At 67.3% G+C, this 16359-nt stretch carries 17 protein-coding genes; 3 read left to right on the forward strand and 14 right to left on the reverse strand.

Features of this window, described 5'->3' with window-relative positions; all coding sequences use genetic code 11:
- Positions 1-22: 22 nt before the first annotated feature.
- The 14 genes from OOZ63_RS22335 to OOZ63_RS22400 all read right to left on the reverse strand — a co-directional run bounded on the left by OOZ63_RS22335 (position 23) and on the right by OOZ63_RS22400 (position 12691).
- Positions 23-1444, reverse strand: a complete 1422-nt coding sequence (locus tag OOZ63_RS22335; RefSeq protein WP_266007842.1) for a PAS domain-containing protein — start codon at positions 1442-1444, stop codon at positions 23-25.
- Positions 1445-1591: 147 nt separating this feature from the next.
- A complete protein-coding gene (gene pufC / locus OOZ63_RS22340) occupies positions 1592-2692 on the reverse strand; it encodes a photosynthetic reaction center cytochrome PufC (RefSeq protein WP_266007843.1) in 1101 nt (366 codons plus the stop codon).
- Positions 2692-2841 (reverse strand): hypothetical protein, encoded by a 150-nt coding sequence (locus OOZ63_RS22345; RefSeq protein ID WP_266007844.1) that lies wholly within the window; start codon positions 2839-2841, stop codon positions 2692-2694. The genes pufC and OOZ63_RS22345 overlap by 1 nt, the downstream gene beginning before the upstream one ends.
- The gene (gene pufM, locus OOZ63_RS22350; RefSeq protein ID WP_266007845.1) at positions 2838-3821 is read right to left on the reverse strand and encodes a photosynthetic reaction center subunit M; all 984 of its coding nucleotides are present in this window, start codon (positions 3819-3821) and stop codon (positions 2838-2840) included. The genes OOZ63_RS22345 and pufM overlap by 4 nt, the downstream gene beginning before the upstream one ends.
- 36 nt (positions 3822-3857) lie before the next feature.
- Positions 3858-4682: a photosynthetic reaction center subunit L gene (gene pufL, locus OOZ63_RS22355; protein WP_137940794.1), complete on the reverse strand. Its 825-nt coding sequence runs from the start codon at positions 4680-4682 to the stop codon at positions 3858-3860.
- 108 nt (positions 4683-4790) lie between these two features.
- Complete coding sequence (pufA, locus tag OOZ63_RS22360; protein WP_133701504.1) at positions 4791-4976, reverse strand: light-harvesting antenna LH1, alpha subunit; 186 nt, start codon at positions 4974-4976, stop codon at positions 4791-4793.
- Between the two features lie 11 nt (positions 4977-4987).
- Positions 4988-5212, reverse strand: coding sequence for a hypothetical protein (locus OOZ63_RS22365; protein ID WP_137940795.1), 225 nt, complete (start codon positions 5210-5212; stop codon positions 4988-4990).
- 20 nt (positions 5213-5232) lie between these two features.
- Positions 5233-5382 (reverse strand): light-harvesting antenna LH1, beta subunit, encoded by a 150-nt coding sequence (pufB, locus tag OOZ63_RS22370; RefSeq protein WP_137940796.1) that lies wholly within the window; start codon positions 5380-5382, stop codon positions 5233-5235.
- 95 nt (positions 5383-5477) lie between these two features.
- On the reverse strand, positions 5478-6959 hold the full coding sequence (bchZ, locus tag OOZ63_RS22375; protein ID WP_266007846.1) for a chlorophyllide a reductase subunit Z: 1482 nt from the start codon (positions 6957-6959) through the stop codon (positions 5478-5480).
- A 154-nt stretch (positions 6960-7113) separates the two neighbouring features.
- Positions 7114-8595: a chlorophyllide a reductase subunit Y gene (bchY, locus tag OOZ63_RS22380; protein ID WP_266007847.1), complete on the reverse strand. Its 1482-nt coding sequence runs from the start codon at positions 8593-8595 to the stop codon at positions 7114-7116.
- A 2-nt stretch (positions 8596-8597) separates the two neighbouring features.
- On the reverse strand, positions 8598-9617 hold the full coding sequence (locus OOZ63_RS22385; protein ID WP_266007849.1) for a chlorophyllide a reductase iron protein subunit X: 1020 nt from the start codon (positions 9615-9617) through the stop codon (positions 8598-8600).
- A complete protein-coding gene (gene bchC / locus OOZ63_RS22390; RefSeq protein ID WP_266007850.1) occupies positions 9614-10567 on the reverse strand; it encodes a chlorophyll synthesis pathway protein BchC in 954 nt (317 codons plus the stop codon). Before bchC ends, OOZ63_RS22385 begins: the two co-directional genes overlap by 4 nt.
- 93 nt (positions 10568-10660) lie before the next feature.
- Positions 10661-11809, reverse strand: a complete 1149-nt coding sequence (locus OOZ63_RS22395) for a methyltransferase (protein ID WP_266007851.1) — start codon at positions 11807-11809, stop codon at positions 10661-10663.
- 3 nt (positions 11810-11812) lie between these two features.
- Complete coding sequence (locus OOZ63_RS22400; RefSeq protein WP_266007852.1) at positions 11813-12691, reverse strand: polyprenyl synthetase family protein; 879 nt, start codon at positions 12689-12691, stop codon at positions 11813-11815.
- A gap of 102 nt (positions 12692-12793) precedes the next feature.
- On the opposite strand from OOZ63_RS22400, the gene crtD reads away from it, so the two are divergent.
- Genes crtD through OOZ63_RS22415 form a run of 3 tightly spaced genes read left to right on the forward strand, consistent with a single transcriptional unit; the run spans position 12794 to position 16337 of the window.
- The gene (gene crtD / locus OOZ63_RS22405) at positions 12794-14431 is read left to right on the forward strand and encodes a 1-hydroxycarotenoid 3,4-desaturase CrtD (protein WP_266007853.1); all 1638 of its coding nucleotides are present in this window, start codon (positions 12794-12796) and stop codon (positions 14429-14431) included.
- Positions 14347-15345: a carotenoid 1,2-hydratase gene (locus tag OOZ63_RS22410; protein ID WP_266007854.1), complete on the forward strand. Its 999-nt coding sequence runs from the start codon at positions 14347-14349 to the stop codon at positions 15343-15345. Before crtD ends, OOZ63_RS22410 begins: the two co-directional genes overlap by 85 nt.
- Positions 15342-16337: an NAD(P)H-binding protein gene (locus tag OOZ63_RS22415; protein WP_266007855.1), complete on the forward strand. Its 996-nt coding sequence runs from the start codon at positions 15342-15344 to the stop codon at positions 16335-16337. The genes OOZ63_RS22410 and OOZ63_RS22415 overlap by 4 nt, the downstream gene beginning before the upstream one ends.
- The last annotated feature ends 22 nt before the right edge of the window (positions 16338-16359 follow it).

Genomic DNA, 16359 nt, shown 5'->3' on the forward strand with positions numbered 1-16359 from the left:
GGTGCGTCGTTCAGTCAGTGCTTCAGTTGATCAGTTGCGTGGAGCCGCCGTTACCCGGCAGATAGCCCAGCCCCGACAGCCCATGGCGCTGCATGCGCAGACCCAGCGCCTCGCTCGTCATGCCCAGCGCCTCGGCAGCCACGTCGCGCCGGCCGCTGCTGCGCAGCAAGGCATTGGCGATCAGCTGCCGCTCGGCCCGGTGCGCCACCTCCACCAGCAGGTCTGCCAACGGCACCTGGCCGACCTGGTCGAGCAGACCGGCAAGCACATCGTCGCCGGCCGTCCGCAGCGGCATCGCCGGCCCACCCGGTCGTAGGATGAAACCCAGGCACGCCTGCTCGCCATCGGTCATCAGCGCCGCCGTAACCTGTACGGTCTGCGGCTCGCCGCTGGGCGAGCCAACCTCCAGCGAGGCGCTGCTGACGATGCCGGCGCTGCGCACCCGCGCGATCATCTGCGCCCAGCCGCCGTCGGCGTCAAGCAGCAACTCGGACATGGGCCGGCCGCGCAGCGCCAGCTCGTTGGCCTGGTGGGCCAGGCGCAGAAATGCAGGGTTGGCCATGAGGATGGCACCGGCCGAATCGGTGATGACCACCGCATCGGGCGTGGTCTCGACGAACTCAGCCATGCGTGCGAGCGCCAGGCTGTCAGCGTTGGCCGCATCCTCGCGGCGCGCCCGCACAAGTATTAGCTGGGCCTCATCGGCCCGGAACGGCGTGGCCGAGATGTCCAGCACGCCGGCCGGGGCGCGTACGCGGATCTCGCCGGCGCGACCGCTGCTGCGCGCCGTGGCCAGCAGCTCGAGCACCGCAGCCCGCGCCGAGGGCGGCAGACGCTCGCTCAGCGCCCTGCCCTGTATCAGGCCGGGCTCATAGCCGAGCAGCGCGGCGCTAGCCGCATTGGCCTCCAACACCTTCAGGTCCAGCGCATCCAGCACCAGCACCGCGTCATTGGCAACTTGGAACAGCAGCTGATAGCGGCTCTCGGCCTGGCGGCGGCTCCAGAAATGGCGCTCCATGTCTTGCTGCGCTTCGACAAAGCGCTGCTGGATCGCGGCCACCGCGCGAAGATCGCGGCCGACCGCCAGCACCGGACCGTCGGCGCCCAGACGTATCGCCGCCCAGGTCAACGGCAGCTCCTGCCCGCCCTGGGCTGGATGACTGACCTCGCGTCGGCGCGAGACGACGCCCTCGTTCGTGACCTCGTCGAGCAGAGACTGGATCTTGCCGCGGGTACTGACGGTGACCGTGTCGACCCAACGCTGGCCGACCCAGTCGCCACAGCCCTGGGCCTGTACGGCCTGGCCCTCGGCAACGGCCGAGATCACGCCATCCTTGTCGATGACCAAGGCGATATCGCTGGCCACGCGCGCAATGGTGTTGGCCAGTTCGCTGGCCAGGGGCGACAGCGCGCTGAGATCAGAGTCTTCGGAATCTGTGGACACCTGAGGCGGCCTCGATCGAGTGATGAAGCCCGGGAGCTGCGCTGGCGCGGCGCCCGGAGATACTGCTTGAACTTATCACAGACAGCTGGATCGTAGGCCGGCCCGGCACCTGCCGGAAACCCGCGCTTCGGCTCGCGTGCCGACAGCTCAGCCAGGGGCTGCCGGCTTGGCCGGCGTCGTCGGGAGGACTTCCAGCACTTTCAGCTCCTCCGTCGTCAGCGCCGTGCCGCCAGCCGGCGCCGGGCCAGTCTTGACCAGCAGCTCGGGGTGGTGCTTGGCCATTTCGGCGCCATACAGCGGCTTGTGGGCGCCCTGGTGGCAGGTAGCGCAGTTGACCTTGGCGACATCCCCGCCAGGCCCGAGGCGGTTGACCGGGAAGGTGTCGGTCAGCGGCAACATATGCTCCAGATTCAGCTCGCGCGCCATGCGGATGCCGTGCCAGGCCGACAGGCGCGGCGGCGAACTGCCGTTCCAGTCGCCGAAGCTGCGGGTGTTGTGGCACTGGGTGCAGTTGACGTTGAGCGACTTGGACATGTGCATCATCAGCCCATAGGTCCACTCGGCCTGCTTGGTCGATTGCCGGTTGCCGTCCGGCAAGGCCTGTTCGCCGGCCACGCGAATCGGAGCGTCGCCGAGCAGGAAGGCGCTGAAGGGATCATTGGGCAAAGACGCCAGGCCGACGCTGGCGGCCGGCGCGTTCTGTCCGGCCAGGTCGCCGGCGAAGCTGTTCGCGCCTTTGGGCGCCAGCGGCTGGAACCAGACCTCCTTGGGCACCGGTTCGCCGCGATGGCAGGTAAAGCAGGTGACGCCGGTTTTGGCAACATGGCTTTGCCAGTCGCTGTTGATCTTCTGCGTCATCTGCAGCATGCGGCGCGCGACCACCTTGGTGTAGAGCGAGTCGTCGGCGAAGTTCTGCACATTGTGACAATGCACGCAGCCCTGCTTGGGCGATACCCAATTGGTCATCGCCACCATGGTGCGGCTGAACTCGGCCACACTCTGGTTCCCCAGCACCTTGACATTCTGGTAAACCTGCCCGGCCTTCGGACCATCGGGCGATGCCGGCTCCAGCGGCGCCGGTGCCTCGTGGAGGGCGGCCTGCTCGGCCATCAGGCGCGGGTTGTAAACCTGCTCCATGCCGGTGCCGCGGTAGCCGCGCTGCACAGTGTCGACCGGCGGCCGCTCGCAGGCCGCGAGCAGGCCGCACAGCAGGCCCAGCCCGATCAGGCGCAAGGGATGTTGATTCATCATGGCTGCTCTCCAGTCAACAAGGCACCGGGCTGCGGCTGCGCCGGCAATTGCGCCTGAATGGCCAGGCTCACCGACGATCCGCCGAAACCATTGCGCAGCAGGGTCCAGCAGGCGGCGCACCAGTGGTTCAGGTGTAGGCGGCTCATGGCTTGGCTCCCAGGACTTGCAGGGCCGGATCGACGATGGGCTGGAACACCGCCGGGTACAGCGGCGCGACGCCGTGCTTGACGGCCCACAGATACCAGTTATCGACCACGGTGCCGGTCAGGAGAATGCCGATGCCTCCTGTCAGCGGGCACAGCACGGCAAACCACCAGGCCCAGCGATGAATGGATTCCATCGTCGCGTTAAAGCCCATCGTCCAGCGCCAGAAGAGAGCTGCCCGTTCGCTGGCGGTGCCGCGGTCGGTGATCTGCTCGATTTCGCGTTCGCCGCCGAAGCGGCTGACCGCCAGGATGGTGGCGCCATGCATCGCGAACAGCAGCGTGCTGCCGTAGAGGAAGGCGATGCTGAGCATGTGGAAGGGGTTGTAGAACAGATTGCCGTAGCGCAGCGAGAAGGCCGCCGTCCAGTCCAGATGCGGGAAGATGCCGAAAGGCACCGCCTCACCCCAACTGCCCATCAGAATAGGCCGGATGAAGCCCAGCACCAGGTAGAGCCAGATCGCCGCGGCAAAGGCCCAGGCCACATGGGTGCCCATGCCGAGCTTGCGCGCGCGCCGGTACATGCGGGCCCACCACAGCAGGATGGCCATGGTCAGGAAGAAGCCGGCCAGCAACCACCAGCCGCCCTGGTTCAGCGGCGGCAGCGACAGGCCGTAGGCCGGTGGCGGCGGCTCCAGCGCCAGCCAGAACAGCTGGCGAGCGAACTGCACCGGATCCCAGCCGACCGAGGCCCACATATTCAGACCAATGATCTCGATGGCAATGAAGCCGCAGATCAGCGAGGCAATGCCCAGCCAGCCCAGGTAGATCGGCCCGATCTGCGCATCACCGAGGCGCCCCAGCCAATGCAAGTGCAGTCCCTTGCCCTCGCGCTGGTACTCGTCACGCCCCAGCGGCACGCCGGGATAGGACGGCGCCGCGACCTGGACGCTGGTGAAAAGATTCTGATATTCCGCAGCCATGATGAGTCTCCTCGGCTTTTTGGACTTGTTGAGCGCTCAGCGCCAGACCGGCAGGTTCAGCCACCAGCTCCACCACTCGGGCCAGCCGCGGGTCCAGAAGGGGCCGCTGATGACGATGCAGACCGCGCTCCAGAAGCCGGCCGACAGCGCCAGGAACAGACCCAGGCGGTGGATACCCAGGGTGCCGATCGAGTAGCCGATGGCGTCACGGAAGAAGGTGTTCTCGTGCTCGGCCGTCTTGACCACCTCGCCCTTGGCCGGGTTCGTGGCCGACAGGATCAGCGCGCCGTGCAGGCTCAACGCGAAGGTGGTGGCGAAGAAGAAGCTCACCGCCAGCATGTGCGCCGGGTTGTAGTGGAAGTGCAGGTACTGGTAGCCGGTGTTGGACACCCAGTCCAGATGGCTCATGATGCCGTAGGGAAAGCCATGTCCCCAGGCGCCCATCAGCGCGGGCCGTATCACCACCAGCGTGACGTAGGCCAGGATTGCCACCGAGAAAGCGAAGGGCACGTGGTAGCCGATGCCCAGTTTGCGGCAGATCTCGACCTCGCGCAGTGCCCAGGAGACAAAGGAGCCGATGGCGCAGACGGTAATCAGCTGCCAGAGTCCGCCCTCCATCAGCGGCGCCATGCCGAGACCGTATTTCAGGTCGGGGGGCGCGATATTGATCTGCCAGAGGTTCCAGGTGCCGCCCTGCGACGCTCCCCAGACAATCAGCAGGATGCCGACCAGCGAGAAAAACGCCGTGGTCACACCGAAAAAGCCGACGTAGAACGGGCCTACCCAGAAGTCGAACAAATCGCCTCCCAGCAGGGTGCCGCCGCGTACGCGGTACTTTCTCTCGAAGTTCAGCATAGCCATGCTTGCCACCTCAGGTAGAGGGCGCCCGCGACTGGCGGGGCCCTTTGCGGTCCGGACACGGCGCGGGAGTCAACCCGCGCCGTGGCTTCGATGGGTCGAGGCCGGTGACTACTTCGGCGCCGGTGCGGGCATCGATGAGTTCTGACTCACCGCCTGCGTCCTGGGTCCATCGAGCCAGTTGAACTTGTTGGTACTCAAGAGCACAAAGTGAATCACCAGTGCCAGTACGAACAAGAAAGCGAACAAAGCAACCAGCGCTCGGCGCGGGTCGAACAACAACCAAATTCTCCACATGCTTATCTCTCCTAGTTAAGGTGCGACATGAAGGTGTAGACACCTGCCCTCACACCCTTGATCAGCGATTTCTCGCTCTCCGCGCCCGGGAACCAGCGACGCCACTTCAGCAACAGCAGCTGGGCGGCGACGGCGATCATCAGCACGAACACAAAACTCACGAAAAACAGCGCCTCGTAAGCCTTGGAGTCCTGCAAAGCCGCATGGTTGACGGGGACGGTGGTGATCTCAGCCATGACGGGCCTCCTTCAACGATTCAGAGCCAGGGACGCCACATCCACACCAGCACATGGGCGACCACGGCAACCGCCGTGAAGCCAATGAAGCTGGACATGAAAATGCCGTGGAATTCCCGGGCTTCGTTCTCAGTCAGCCCGGATAACGAGCCTGTTCTGTTGTCAGCCATAGCGATAGCTCCTCAAAAAAGCCTTGCGGCCAGTACCGCGCAGCTCCCGCGCGGCAGGGACTTCCACGGGCCACAGCCCAAGGCAAGACTGGTATTCACGTCAATGCTCCGAGCGCCGCTGCGGCCAGCTGCCGGGTATGGCCCTCGATGTCCAGGGTCGCCACTGCCGCCGCACCGCGTGCGCGCGCCGCCGCCTCGGCGCGGTCGCGCAGGCGCTTGGCCGCCGAGATGCGAAGCAGCACCGGCTGCGCCTCCAGCAATTCGTCCAGCAGCTCCTTGGCTTCCTGCGTCCAGCCCATCTCGGGCAGCGCCCGGGCCGGCGTGGCCTCGGCCTGGTCGAGCTCGGTGCCCAGCGGAAGTATGTGAAAGAGCGCATCGAACAGTGCGTTGCAGAATTCCTGCACCAGATAGGTCGCGCCGGCATAGCCCATGAAGGGCGTGCCGGTGGCGCGGCGGATGATGGCGCCGGGGAACGAAGCGGGGATGAATGCCGGCTTCATCGGTCCCTTGCTACCAGCCTCAGCCATATACATGCGCTCATTGAAGCTGCCGTACATCACCAGCGGCGGCTTTTCATGCACCAGTGCACGGATCGCGGCGTTGTCAGTCTTCTCTCCGGGCTTTCGTGCGACCGCGAAATTACAGGGCAGGCCCAGCTCGTCCTCGAAGAAATGTCGCAGGCCGCGCGCATAGGTCTCGCTGGCCACTACCGCAAAGCTGGCGGTGGCGAAGAAGTCCTGAGTGACTGAACGCCACAGATCCCAGATCGGCTTGATCGTGGTGTGCTTCTCGCGCTCGATGAAGGGCTCGGGGTCCAGATGCAGCAAGCTGCCGAGCTCGCGAAGGAATGCGGTGGTACTGTGCAGGCCGATCGGAGCCTGCAGATAGGGCCGCTCCAGCGCCTCGCAGAGCATGCGGCCGAATTCGCGGTAGAGGCACACGTTGACGTCGGCGTTCACCAGGTTCACGACATCGGCCAAATGGCTGCCCAGCGGGAAGACCATGTTGACCTCGGCACCGATGCCTTCGACCAGACGACGGATTTCGTGCAGATCGCTCGCGCCGTTGAACTGCCCGTAGCAGGGGCCGATCAGGTTGACACGCGGTTTCTCGCCAGCGTGTCGCTGATCAAAGGGCGTGCGGGCCGGCACCTTCTTGACGCCATATTCGGTCCACAGCCAGAACATCGCACGGTTCGCGCACTGCCACTGATCCTCGTCGATGGTGCGCGGAAGAAATCGAGCGATCGTCGTGCCCTCGGGCGTGACGCCGCCGCCAATCATCTCGGCGATCGAGCCGGTCACGACCACGCTGGGCAGGTCCGGGTCCAGCGTCGCATGGGCGCGCTTCATCGAACCCTCGGTGCCTTCGCGGCCAAGCTGCTCCTCGGCCAGGCCGGTCACGACGATGGGCAGCTCATGCGGCGGCAAGGCGTCGGTGTAGTGCAGCACCGAGGTCACCGGCAGGTTCTCGCAACCAACAGGCCCGTCGATCACAACCTGCAGGCCCTTGATCGCGGTGAAGACATAGACGGCACCCCAGTAGCCGCCTGCCCGGTCGTGGTCCAGCACTAGCATGTGGCACTTCCCCATTCGACGCAGCGACGAAAACCGCAGTAGCGTGCCGCGATGGAGCGCAGCGGGCCGCGATGGGCGATCCGGCGGCGCGGCTGAGGAAGGACGCGCGCCAAGCAGACCAGACGGGCGCTGCGAGGGTTCAGGTGATCGCACATCAAATCATCTCCTCTGCCTTGCGGCGTTTGATCAGTTTGATGACCTGGCGACGTGTGTCGGCCTTGAACTCGGGACGGTCGCGTGGAATGTCTTCCCAGATACCGGCCGCATAGCCTGAACCCACCTCGCCGAAGAACTCGCGCATCTGCGCGAACCGATGCTTGTTGCTGATCGCCGCGTTGACCACCTGGGCCAGCGAGCCGGCCCCGGCCGGGCCCATCAGCGGGCGGGCCGAAATCAGGTTGGTGAAGTACAGCGCTGGCAGTGCCAGCTGCTTGGCCTTCTGCACCACCGGCGTCGTGCCGATGGCCAGGTCTGGCTTGCACTCGGCCAGCGCCGCCAGGTCCTGCTCCAGCGAAGCGCGGTACTGCACATGCACGCCGCGCGCCTGCAGCCATTCGCGGTCGGGGTCGCTCCAACGGGTGCGCGGGCAGGCGGTGCCCACATAAGGCACCTCGGCGCCACTCTCGACCAGCAGCCGCGCCACCAGCAGCTCCGAGCCTTCGTAGCCGCTGACCGTCACCCGAGCCTTGATCGGTGAGCGCGCCAGTGCGCCCTTGATCGCGGGAAGGAATTTCTGCTTGGCCGCATCGATCAACGCCTGCGGCACGTTCGCCGCCATGCCGATGGCTTGCAGCCAGGCCTCGGTGCCGTCATGGCCCACCGGGGCAGAGCCGATCACCGGCCGCCCGGCAGCCTCGAACTCGCGCACGCAGGCGGTGTAGAAGGGATGAATGGCAGCGGCCACCGTGCAGTCCAGCGCAGCATAGAGCTCCCGCCATTCGCGCGTCGGCACTACCGGCCCGGCCGCCAAGCCCATGGGCTCCAGCAGCATGCCCAGCACCACCGGGTCGGCCGGGAACATCTCGCCGAGTAGGCTCACCGTGGGCCGCCCAGTCTGCAGCTTCTTTTCGCGCCAGCCGGTCGGCGCGGCGACCGGCCCGGCCTCGGCCTCGCCGCGCGCGTACTTCAGCATCGCACCGGCCAGCACGTCCTTGGCCTCGGCATGGGTGGGCACGCCAAAGCCCGGCACGTCGACCCCGATGATGCGCACCCCGTTGATCTGCTTGGGCAGCAGTTGCAGCGGCACGCCGCTAGCGGTGGGTACGCAGAGGTTGATCACCACCAGTGCATCGAGCTTGGCCGGATCAGCCTGCTCGTGGACAGAGTCGCGGATGTCCTCGAACAGCTTGCCAGTTACCAGGCTCTCACTGTTGAAGGGCACATAGCCGACGCTGCGCTTGGCGCCGTAGAAGTGAGAGGTGAAAGTCAGGCCGTAGACACAGCAGGCCGAGCCGCTGAGGATGGTGGCGGTGCGCCGCATCCGTAGGCCCACCCGCAGCGCGCCAAAGGCCGGGCACATGCTCTGCGGCTGGTCGTGCGGGCCCTTGGGGTAGTCGGCAGCGTAGCGCTCCAGCGTTTCGCGCGTGGCGTCACTGGTCGCTTGTGCGAGCTCGGGGGCGGCGTGGCAGTTGGACATGATCAGGCCGCGTCGTAGATCACTTCAAGCGTCGGCTTGATCAACTCGGTCTTGCCCACCATGTCGAACAACGTGGCAGGCTCCATCATGAAATCGCGCCCGGTGACCTCGGCAGAGAAAAGGCCCAGCAGCTGGTCCTGGGTCTGCGGCTTGGGCCGCACCGGCGGCGCCTCGCCGACATTGGTGGCCAGGGTCTCGAACAGCGAGGCCCATTGCGTGCCGGGCCGGCCAATGATTTCGTAGCTGGCGCTCTTGCGGCGGATGTCCTCGTTGGCGGGGATGGCCGCCAGCACCGGGATGCCCACCGCCTGCGCGAAGGCGGTCGCCTCGCCTGTGCCATCATCCTTGTTGATCACCATGCCGGCCACGCCGACATTGCCACCGAGCTTGCGGAAGTACTCCACCGCGCTGCAGACGTTGTTGGCCACGTACAGGCTCTGCAGGTCGTTGCTGGCGACCACGATGACCTTCTGGCACATGTCGCGCGCAATCGGAAGGCCGAAGCCGCCGCAGACCACATCGCCGAGAAAGTCCAAGAGCACGTAGTCGAAACCCCAGTCGTGAAAGCCGAGCTTCTCCAGCGTCTCGAAGCCGTGGATGATGCCGCGCCCGCCGCATCCGCGGCCGACCTCGGGGCCACCCAGCTCCATGGCATAGACGCCGTCGCGCTTGAAACAGACATCGCCGATGGCCACCGCCTCGCCGGCCAGTTTCTTCTTGCTGCTCGTCTCAATGATCGTAGGGCAGGCCTTGCCGCCGAACAGCAAGCTGGTGGTGTCGCTCTTCGGGTCGCAGCCGATCAGCAGCACCTTCTTGCCCTGCTGGGCCATCATGTAGCTGAGATTGGCCAGCGTGAAACTCTTGCCGATGCCGCCTTTGCCGTAGATCGCGATAATCTGCGTGGTCTTGGTGACCGGGCCTGTTGCTGGAGCATCGGGCTCGATGGCGGCCTCCGCGCGCAAGGCGTCCATGCGAGGCTGGAAAACCATCGGCGCGACCGCCGGGATGCTTGAGCTGCTCATGCGTGGTGTCTCCAGTCCAGAACCATCTTCAGGCAGCCGGCATCGTTGAAGGCCTGCTGGTAAGCGCCGCCGGCCTGCTCGGCCGGCTCGCAGTGGGTGAGCAGGCCGTCCAGCGACAGCCGGCCGGCGTGCAGCAAGGCGTTGACCGCCAGCATGTCGGGCCGCTTCCACTCCGCGGCCACGCGGATGCGCGCCTCGCGCATGAAGGCCGGGGCGAAGTTCAGCGACAGTGGCTTCGAATAGAAGCCCGCCAGCACCACCTCACCGCCGGGTGCGAGCCTGGCGATGAGCGTGTCGAGCAGACTCGAATCGCCGCTGACGTCGTAGATGGCCTTGTAGTCGCGGCGCTTGTCATCGTCCGGGTGCATTACCGTATAGCCCATCGTGCCGGCGGCGCGCGCCGGGTTGGTCTCCCATACGGTGAAATCCCTGATACCGGCGGCCACATTCATGCGCGCCAGCAGGCGCCCCAGCACGCCGTGGCCGACGATCAGATCCGGCGGCGCAAACGGCACATCCTGGCCGCCGCCGGCTACGCTGTGATAAGCGGTCGCGGCCAGGGCGAGCAGGACGGCCTGCTCGCCGAGTCTTTCCTCGACCGGCACGACTTTGGCACCGGGCACGACCAAGCGCGAGGCCGAGCCGCCGAACAAACCCTTGACTTCGCCAAAGCAGCGCGCGCCAGGCACGAAGACCCGCTGGCCTATCCACTGTGTGCTCTGCGGTGTGACCGCAATCACCCGGCCGACAGCCTCATAACCCGGCACCAGCGGATAACCCATGCCGGGGAACATGGGCATGGTGCCAGTCCAGATCAGGCGCTCGGTGCCGGTGCTGATGCCGCTCCATTCGACCTCGACCACCACATCGCCGTCTTCCATCGCCGGCAGCCGCAGCTGAGCGAGGGTCAGATGCTCGGGGCGGTCAATCACCACGGCCAGGGTGTTCATCAGCGGATCTCCTGAGGACGGAATCTCTTGATCCCATGCAGTCATCTTATGCAGACACAGCAAAACGTCAACTAATATTTACACTCAGAACTGTCAGGCTGAATCAAGCAGCAACAGACCGGTCTGCAATGGCATGCGCGTGCGCAGCCGCCGGACCCGCCCGAAGCCGGCCTGCATCGCCAATTCACGCAGCCTTGCCTCGCTGCGCGGCCTCCCCTGGCCCATGGCCATCAGGTAGAAGCCGAAATAAGCATGGCCCATGGCCTCAGCGCCCGGCGTCTCGGCCAACGGCTCGGCCAGCAGCAGCCGTCCGCCCGCAGCCAGGGCCTGACGGACTGCGCGCAGCAGGATCAGCACCTGAGCGTCATCGTGGTCATGCACGACACGCAAAAGCGTGATCAGATCGGCGCCCGGCGGCAAGGCGTCGCGGAAGAAGTCGCCACCCACGGCGCTGCAGCGCGCCGCCAGGCCGGCGCACTCGAAGCGTTCGCGTGCCCTCAGCGCCACACCGGGCAGATCGAAGACCTGCAGCTGCAGGCCCGGCGCGTGCGCAGCAGCCGCACAGGCAAACGCGCCATCCCCGCCGCCAACATCGAGCAGTCGGCGATGGCGCCGCAGTGGGTAGGCCTGCAAGAGCTGCTCGGCCACAAGCGGCTGCGAGGCAGCCATCAGCGCCGAGTAGGCGGCCAGCTGCGGCGCCGCCAGGCCACCGGGAGCAGCCGATCCCGAGTACGGCCAGAAGCTGGCCAGCTGCGTCGAGGCGGGCTCGCCACGCAGCAGCGCCACCGGATCCGCCAGATCCAGGTACAGCGCGCCATGGTGATCCACCATCGCCGCCAGGGCGGTGTTGCCGACCATTGGCGCACCCAACGCACCCAGACCGTAGCGCCGGTCACCACCGGTTTGGGAACGAACGTCCAGAAGCCGCAGCGATACGGCCGCCAGCACCAGCCGCTCGGTGCCGGCAAGCGGCAGGCTCAGACGCTGCGCCAGCGCAGCCATCGTCAGCGGCCCATGCGCGGCGAGCAGATCAAACAGGCGCAGGCGCACGCAAGCCAGCAGCACCTGCGAGTAGACAAAGCCGGCCAGCAGATCGAATAGCGCAGCGGCACGCCGGCGCGCGATCCAGCGCGTGGGCACAAAGGCCTCGGCCCAGCGCCGAAAGCCGGCGCTGCTCAGCACCCGGTCGCGCCAGGCCAGCGGCGCATCGCTCCAATGGGCTTGAGCCTCGACCGTTTCCATGGCTCAGGCCGCTGCAGCAAGTCGCTCGATCAACTGCGGCGGCACCAGGCGCTCGGCCTCGTGCCGGATCAGCTGACGGAACTGCGCCGCCCCCGGGCAGACCGGCACGGTCAGCAGCGTGGCCTGCACCAGCCGGTGGAACTCGGCCAGCGCGCCCTCCAACCCCAGCTCGCGGGCCATGCTGGGCCGCCCCAGGGCGAGGTCTTGCCCACCGGGCTTGCCGGTGGCGCTGGAGTCCAGGGCCACATCGCGGATGTCGTCGGCCACCTGATAGGCCTGGCCCAGCTGCTCGCCCAGCGCGCGCCAAGGCGTGCCGTCGGCACCGGCCGCTTGCGCGCCGGCCATGGTCGCGGCAGCGAACAGGGCGCCGGTCTTGGCCTGCTGGTACTCGCGCAGCGAGAGCTGGGGCTCGCACTCCCAGGCCTGGCCGGCGACAATGCCCATAGGCATGCCGACGCCGTGGCAGACTGTCCGCAGCAACACCGGCAGACGCGAGAGATGGCGGCGAGCCCGACCACCAAGCACCTCGAAGGCTGCAATGATCAGGGCGTCGCCGGCCAGCACGGCCAGCCGTTCGCCGAAGGCGCGCTGCACCGAGGGCCGGCCGCGCCGCGTGTCAGCCGCATCAAAGCAAGGCAGATCGTCATGCACCAGCGAGGCGCAATGCAGCAGCTCGATGGCCGCCGCCACGCCTTCGCTGAGGCCAGGATCGTCCTCGCCGCAGGCCTGGGCCACAGCCAGGCACAGCGTCGGCCGAATGCGCGCGCCGCCGGGGAACACTGCATGCTGCATCGCGGCGGCCAGCTTGGGCGGATGGCCGCTTTGCAGACTGGCAGTAAGGCTGGCGCGAAGCGCGCGTTCGATTCGGTCTGGGTAGGGCATAGAGGGAGCCTTTGCTGACGGAACCCGCAGAACGACCGCCCGTCGTTTGCGAATTACATTATCATGTGTCAACTAGAATAGACACACATGGAGATTGCGTCAATGCGCGTCAACGCCCTGCCCTGCGCACCGCTTCGTCCTCCCCGGGTGCTGGTGGTGGGAGCCGGCATCGGCGGGCTGGTGGCCGCAGCCTTGCTGGCCCGCGGCGGCGTCGAGGTGCAGGTGCTGGAGAGGGCCAGCGCGCCTGGCGGCAAGATGCGCCAGATCGAGCTGGGGCCTCAAAGCCTGGACGGCGGTCCCACGGTGCTCACGATGCGCTGGGTGTTCGACGCGCTGTTCGAGCGCCTGGGCCTGAGCCTGGATCAGCACCTGAGCCTGCGCCGATGCAGCGTGCTGGCCCGCCATGCCTGGGGTGCCGATCAGCGCCTGGACCTGTCGGCCGATCTGGAAACCAGCGTCGCGGCCATCGCCGAGTTCAGCGGCGCGGCCGAGTCGCAGCGCTACCGCGCCTTTTGCGAGCGCGCCGGCGCCGTCTATCGGACCCTGGACCGGCCCTTCATGCAGAGCAGCCGGCCGACGCCCGGCTCGCTAGCCTGGCGCGTGCTGCGCCAACAAGGGCCATCTGGCCTGCGGCAATTGCTGCGTATCTCGCCCTTCACGAGCTTATGGACGGCGCTGGGTCGCTACTTCCATGACCCGCGCCTGCGCCAGCTCTTCGGCCGCTACGCCACCTACTGCGGCTCCTCACCTTTCGAAGCACCGGCCACACTGATGCTCGTAGCCCATGTGGAGCGCGAGGCGGTCTGGCAGATCGAGGGCGGCATATACCGGTTGGCACAGGCCCTGGCCGCAGCCGGCCGTCAGCAGGGCGCGAGCTACCGATATGGCTGCGAAGTTCGTCAGTTGCTGATGCGCGCGGACGGTGCGGTCGGCGGCGTCGAGCTGCAGGACGGCGAGCTCCTCGCCGCCGACGCGGTGCTGTTCAACGGCGACGCCCATGCGCTGGCCAGCGGCCTACTGGGCCTGCCGGTGCAGCAGGCGCTGGGCCTGCCTGCGACGCCGCCGCCGCGGTCGCTGTCGGCGCTGACCTGGCACTGCCATGCCGAGGTCGAGGCCGGGGGCTTCGAGCTGTCCCACCACAATGTGTTCTTCGGCCCGCCCGAGCACTACCGCGCCGAGTTCGATGCGGTCTCCCAGGGACGCTTGCCCGAGACACAGACCGTCTATGTCTGTGCGCAGGACCGCGCTGGCGATGCCAGCGGCCGCTCGCCGCAGCGGGCCGAGCGGCTGATGTGCCTCATCAATGCCCCGGCCATGACCCATGCCCTGGGCCCCAACAGCGCCCGCGCGCTGAGCGAACCGGAGATTGCGCGATGCCAGCAGAAGATGTGGGATCAACTCGGCCGTGCGGGCCTGCGGCTGAGACCGGGCCCGCATGCGCCACTGTGCACCCGGCCGCAGGACTTTGCGCAGCTGTTTCCGGCGACCGGGGGCGCGCTTTACGGCCCGGCCAGCCAGGGCTGGCGGGCCAGCTTCTACGCGCGCCCGGATGGCCGCACGAAGGTGCCGGGCCTGTTTCTGGCTGGGGGGTCGGTGCATCCGGGACCGGGCGTGCCGATGGCGGCGCTGTCGGGTCAACGGGCCGCCGAGCAGATATGCGCGGCCCTGCATTCGACACGCCGATGGGCGCGCGCGACGGGCGGGGCCCTGCTTACGCATGGTGGTATCTCGACGCGCTGAGCGACCCGCAACCCGACGGCAGCGCCTATGCGCTGACCCTGATCGCCTTCATCGGCAGCGTGTTCTCGCCCTACTATGCCTGGGCACGCCGTCGCCATGGCGAAGCGGTGCAGCCAACCGCCCATTGCGCGCTCAACATCGCGCTTTACCACCGCCCGCCGGGTCGGGCCGACTACAAGCGTCTGTGGGCCATGACCGAGCGCGGCGAGCCTCAGCTGCGGCGCAGCGCTGAGCAGCTGCAGATCGGCCCCAGCCGCCTGGCCTGGCAGGACGATGGGACGCTGCACATCGAGGTCAACGAATGGACGGTACCCTGGCCGCGGCGCCTGCGCGGCCGGATCCGGCTTGAGCCGCAGTTGCTACCGGGCCAAGCCTTTGCGCTGGACACCGCCGGCCGGCATCTGTGGCAGCCGATCAGTCCGGTAGCGCGGGTCGAGCTGGACTTCCAGGCGCCGCGCGGCCTGCGCTGGCGAGGGGATGCTTATCTCGATGCCAACTGGGGCAGCCGTCCGCTGGAGCAAGACTTCCACAGCTGGCAATGGTCGCGCGCCGCGCTGTGCGCGCATGCGGGATGTAGGGTGCTTTATGAAGTTCAGCCGCTGAGCGGCGAGCGGCGAGCGCTGGCGCTGGACATCGATGCGCAAGGGCGCATCGCCCAGCGCCCGCTGCCGCCCGACTGCCCGCTACCGGGAACGGCTTGGGGGCTGGCGCGCAGCACACGCGCCTCGCAAGCGCCGGATTTGCTGGCCACGCTGGAGAGCGGCCCCTTCTACAGCCGCTCGCTCCTGCGCGATCCGCTGGACGGCAGCATGGCCGTGCACGAAAGCCTGTCGCTGCAGCGCTTTCGCCAGCCCTGGGTTCAGGCGCTGCTGCCTTTCCGGATGCCGCGTCGGGCGAAGGGTATCAGATCATGACGGCCCGGCGCGTCTTCATGCTGGGTGCCACTGGCACGATCGGTCAGGCCACCGTGCGCGCGCTGCTGCGGCGCGGCCATGAGGTTGTCTGCCTGGTGCGACCTCGCTCCGGTGTCGGCGCCCGGATGACACGCAGCGACAGCGAACGTCTGCTGGCGGGTGCCGCCGTGCGCTTTGGCGATGTCTGTTCACCCACCTCGCTGGTCACCGACGGCTTTCGCGGTGAGCGATTCGACGCTCTCGTCTCATGCCTGGCCTCGCGCACTGGCGCACCGCATGAGGCCTGGGCCATCGACCACCGGGCCCATCTGCTCGCGCTGGCGGCGGCGCAGCAAGCGGGCGTCACGCAGATGGTGTTGCTGTCGGCGATCTGCGTCCAGAAACCGCTGCTCGCCTTCCAGCAGGCCAAGCTGGCCTTCGAGCGGGAGCTGATCGCATCGGGGATGGACTACAGCATCGTGCGGCCCACCGCCTTCTTCAAATCGCTGTCGGGCCAGATCGAGCGGGTGCGCCGGGGCAAGCCTTTTCTGGTCTTCGGCGACGGCCGTTTGACCGCCTGCAAGCCTATCAGCGACGCCGATCTGGCAGACTACATCGCCGACTGCCTTCATGAGCCCGGCCGCCGCAACCGCATCCTGCCGATCGGCGGCCCCGGCCCGGCCCTCACGCCGCGCGAGCAGGGGGAGTTGCTGTTCGAAGCGCTGGGCCGCGAGCCGCGGTTCAAGCAGGTGCCCGTCACGCTGCTCGACGCCATCATCGCCGTGCTCGCTGGCCTGGGTCGGGCGCTGCCGACACTGGCCGGCAAGGCCGAGCTGGCACGCATCGGCCGCTACTACGCGACGGAGGCCATGCTGGTGCTGGACCCGCTCACCGGCCGCTATGACGCCGCCGCCACACCATCGACAGGGCAACAGACGCTGCGAGGTTTTTATGCCGAGCTGGCCGCAGGCTCGGCTGCGCTGCCCGAGCGCGGGGACCATGCGGTGTTCTGAAGCGGCGCAAGCCGACGCGTCC

Origin of the sequence: Paucibacter sp. PLA-PC-4 (assembly GCF_026241155.1) — a bacterium.
Lineage (GTDB): Bacteria > Pseudomonadota > Gammaproteobacteria > Burkholderiales > Burkholderiaceae_C > Roseateles_E.

Excerpts from the sequence above, each read along its gene's own strand:
- OOZ63_RS22395 (WP_266007851.1), bottom strand. The coding sequence starts at position 11,809 with ATGGAAACGGTCGAGGCTCAAGCCCATTGGAGCGATGCGCCGCTGGCC.
- OOZ63_RS22400 (WP_266007852.1), bottom strand. The coding sequence starts at position 12,691 with ATGCCCTACCCAGACCGAATCGAACGCGCGCTTCGCGCCAGCCTTACT.
- OOZ63_RS22410 (WP_266007854.1), top strand. The coding sequence starts at position 14,347 with ATGCGCGGCCCTGCATTCGACACGCCGATGGGCGCGCGCGACGGGCGG.
- OOZ63_RS22345 (WP_266007844.1), bottom strand. The coding sequence starts at position 2,841 with ATGAGCCGCCTACACCTGAACCACTGGTGCGCCGCCTGCTGGACCCTG.
- bchC (WP_266007850.1), bottom strand. The coding sequence starts at position 10,567 with ATGAACACCCTGGCCGTGGTGATTGACCGCCCCGAGCATCTGACCCTC.
- OOZ63_RS22385 (WP_266007849.1), bottom strand. The coding sequence starts at position 9,617 with ATGAGCAGCTCAAGCATCCCGGCGGTCGCGCCGATGGTTTTCCAGCCT.
- bchZ (WP_266007846.1), bottom strand. The coding sequence starts at position 6,959 with ATGCTAGTGCTGGACCACGACCGGGCAGGCGGCTACTGGGGTGCCGTC.
- OOZ63_RS22415 (WP_266007855.1), top strand. The coding sequence starts at position 15,342 with ATGACGGCCCGGCGCGTCTTCATGCTGGGTGCCACTGGCACGATCGGT.
- pufL (WP_137940794.1), bottom strand. The coding sequence starts at position 4,682 with ATGGCTATGCTGAACTTCGAGAGAAAGTACCGCGTACGCGGCGGCACC.
- pufM (WP_266007845.1), bottom strand. The coding sequence starts at position 3,821 with ATGGCTGCGGAATATCAGAATCTTTTCACCAGCGTCCAGGTCGCGGCG.
- pufA (WP_133701504.1), bottom strand. The coding sequence starts at position 4,976 with ATGTGGAGAATTTGGTTGTTGTTCGACCCGCGCCGAGCGCTGGTTGCT.
- pufB (WP_137940796.1), bottom strand. The coding sequence starts at position 5,382 with ATGGCTGACAACAGAACAGGCTCGTTATCCGGGCTGACTGAGAACGAA.
- pufC (WP_266007843.1), bottom strand. The coding sequence starts at position 2,692 with ATGAATCAACATCCCTTGCGCCTGATCGGGCTGGGCCTGCTGTGCGGC.
- crtD (WP_266007853.1), top strand. The coding sequence starts at position 12,794 with ATGCGCGTCAACGCCCTGCCCTGCGCACCGCTTCGTCCTCCCCGGGTG.
- bchY (WP_266007847.1), bottom strand. The coding sequence starts at position 8,595 with ATGTCCAACTGCCACGCCGCCCCCGAGCTCGCACAAGCGACCAGTGAC.
- OOZ63_RS22365 (WP_137940795.1), bottom strand. The coding sequence starts at position 5,212 with ATGGCTGAGATCACCACCGTCCCCGTCAACCATGCGGCTTTGCAGGAC.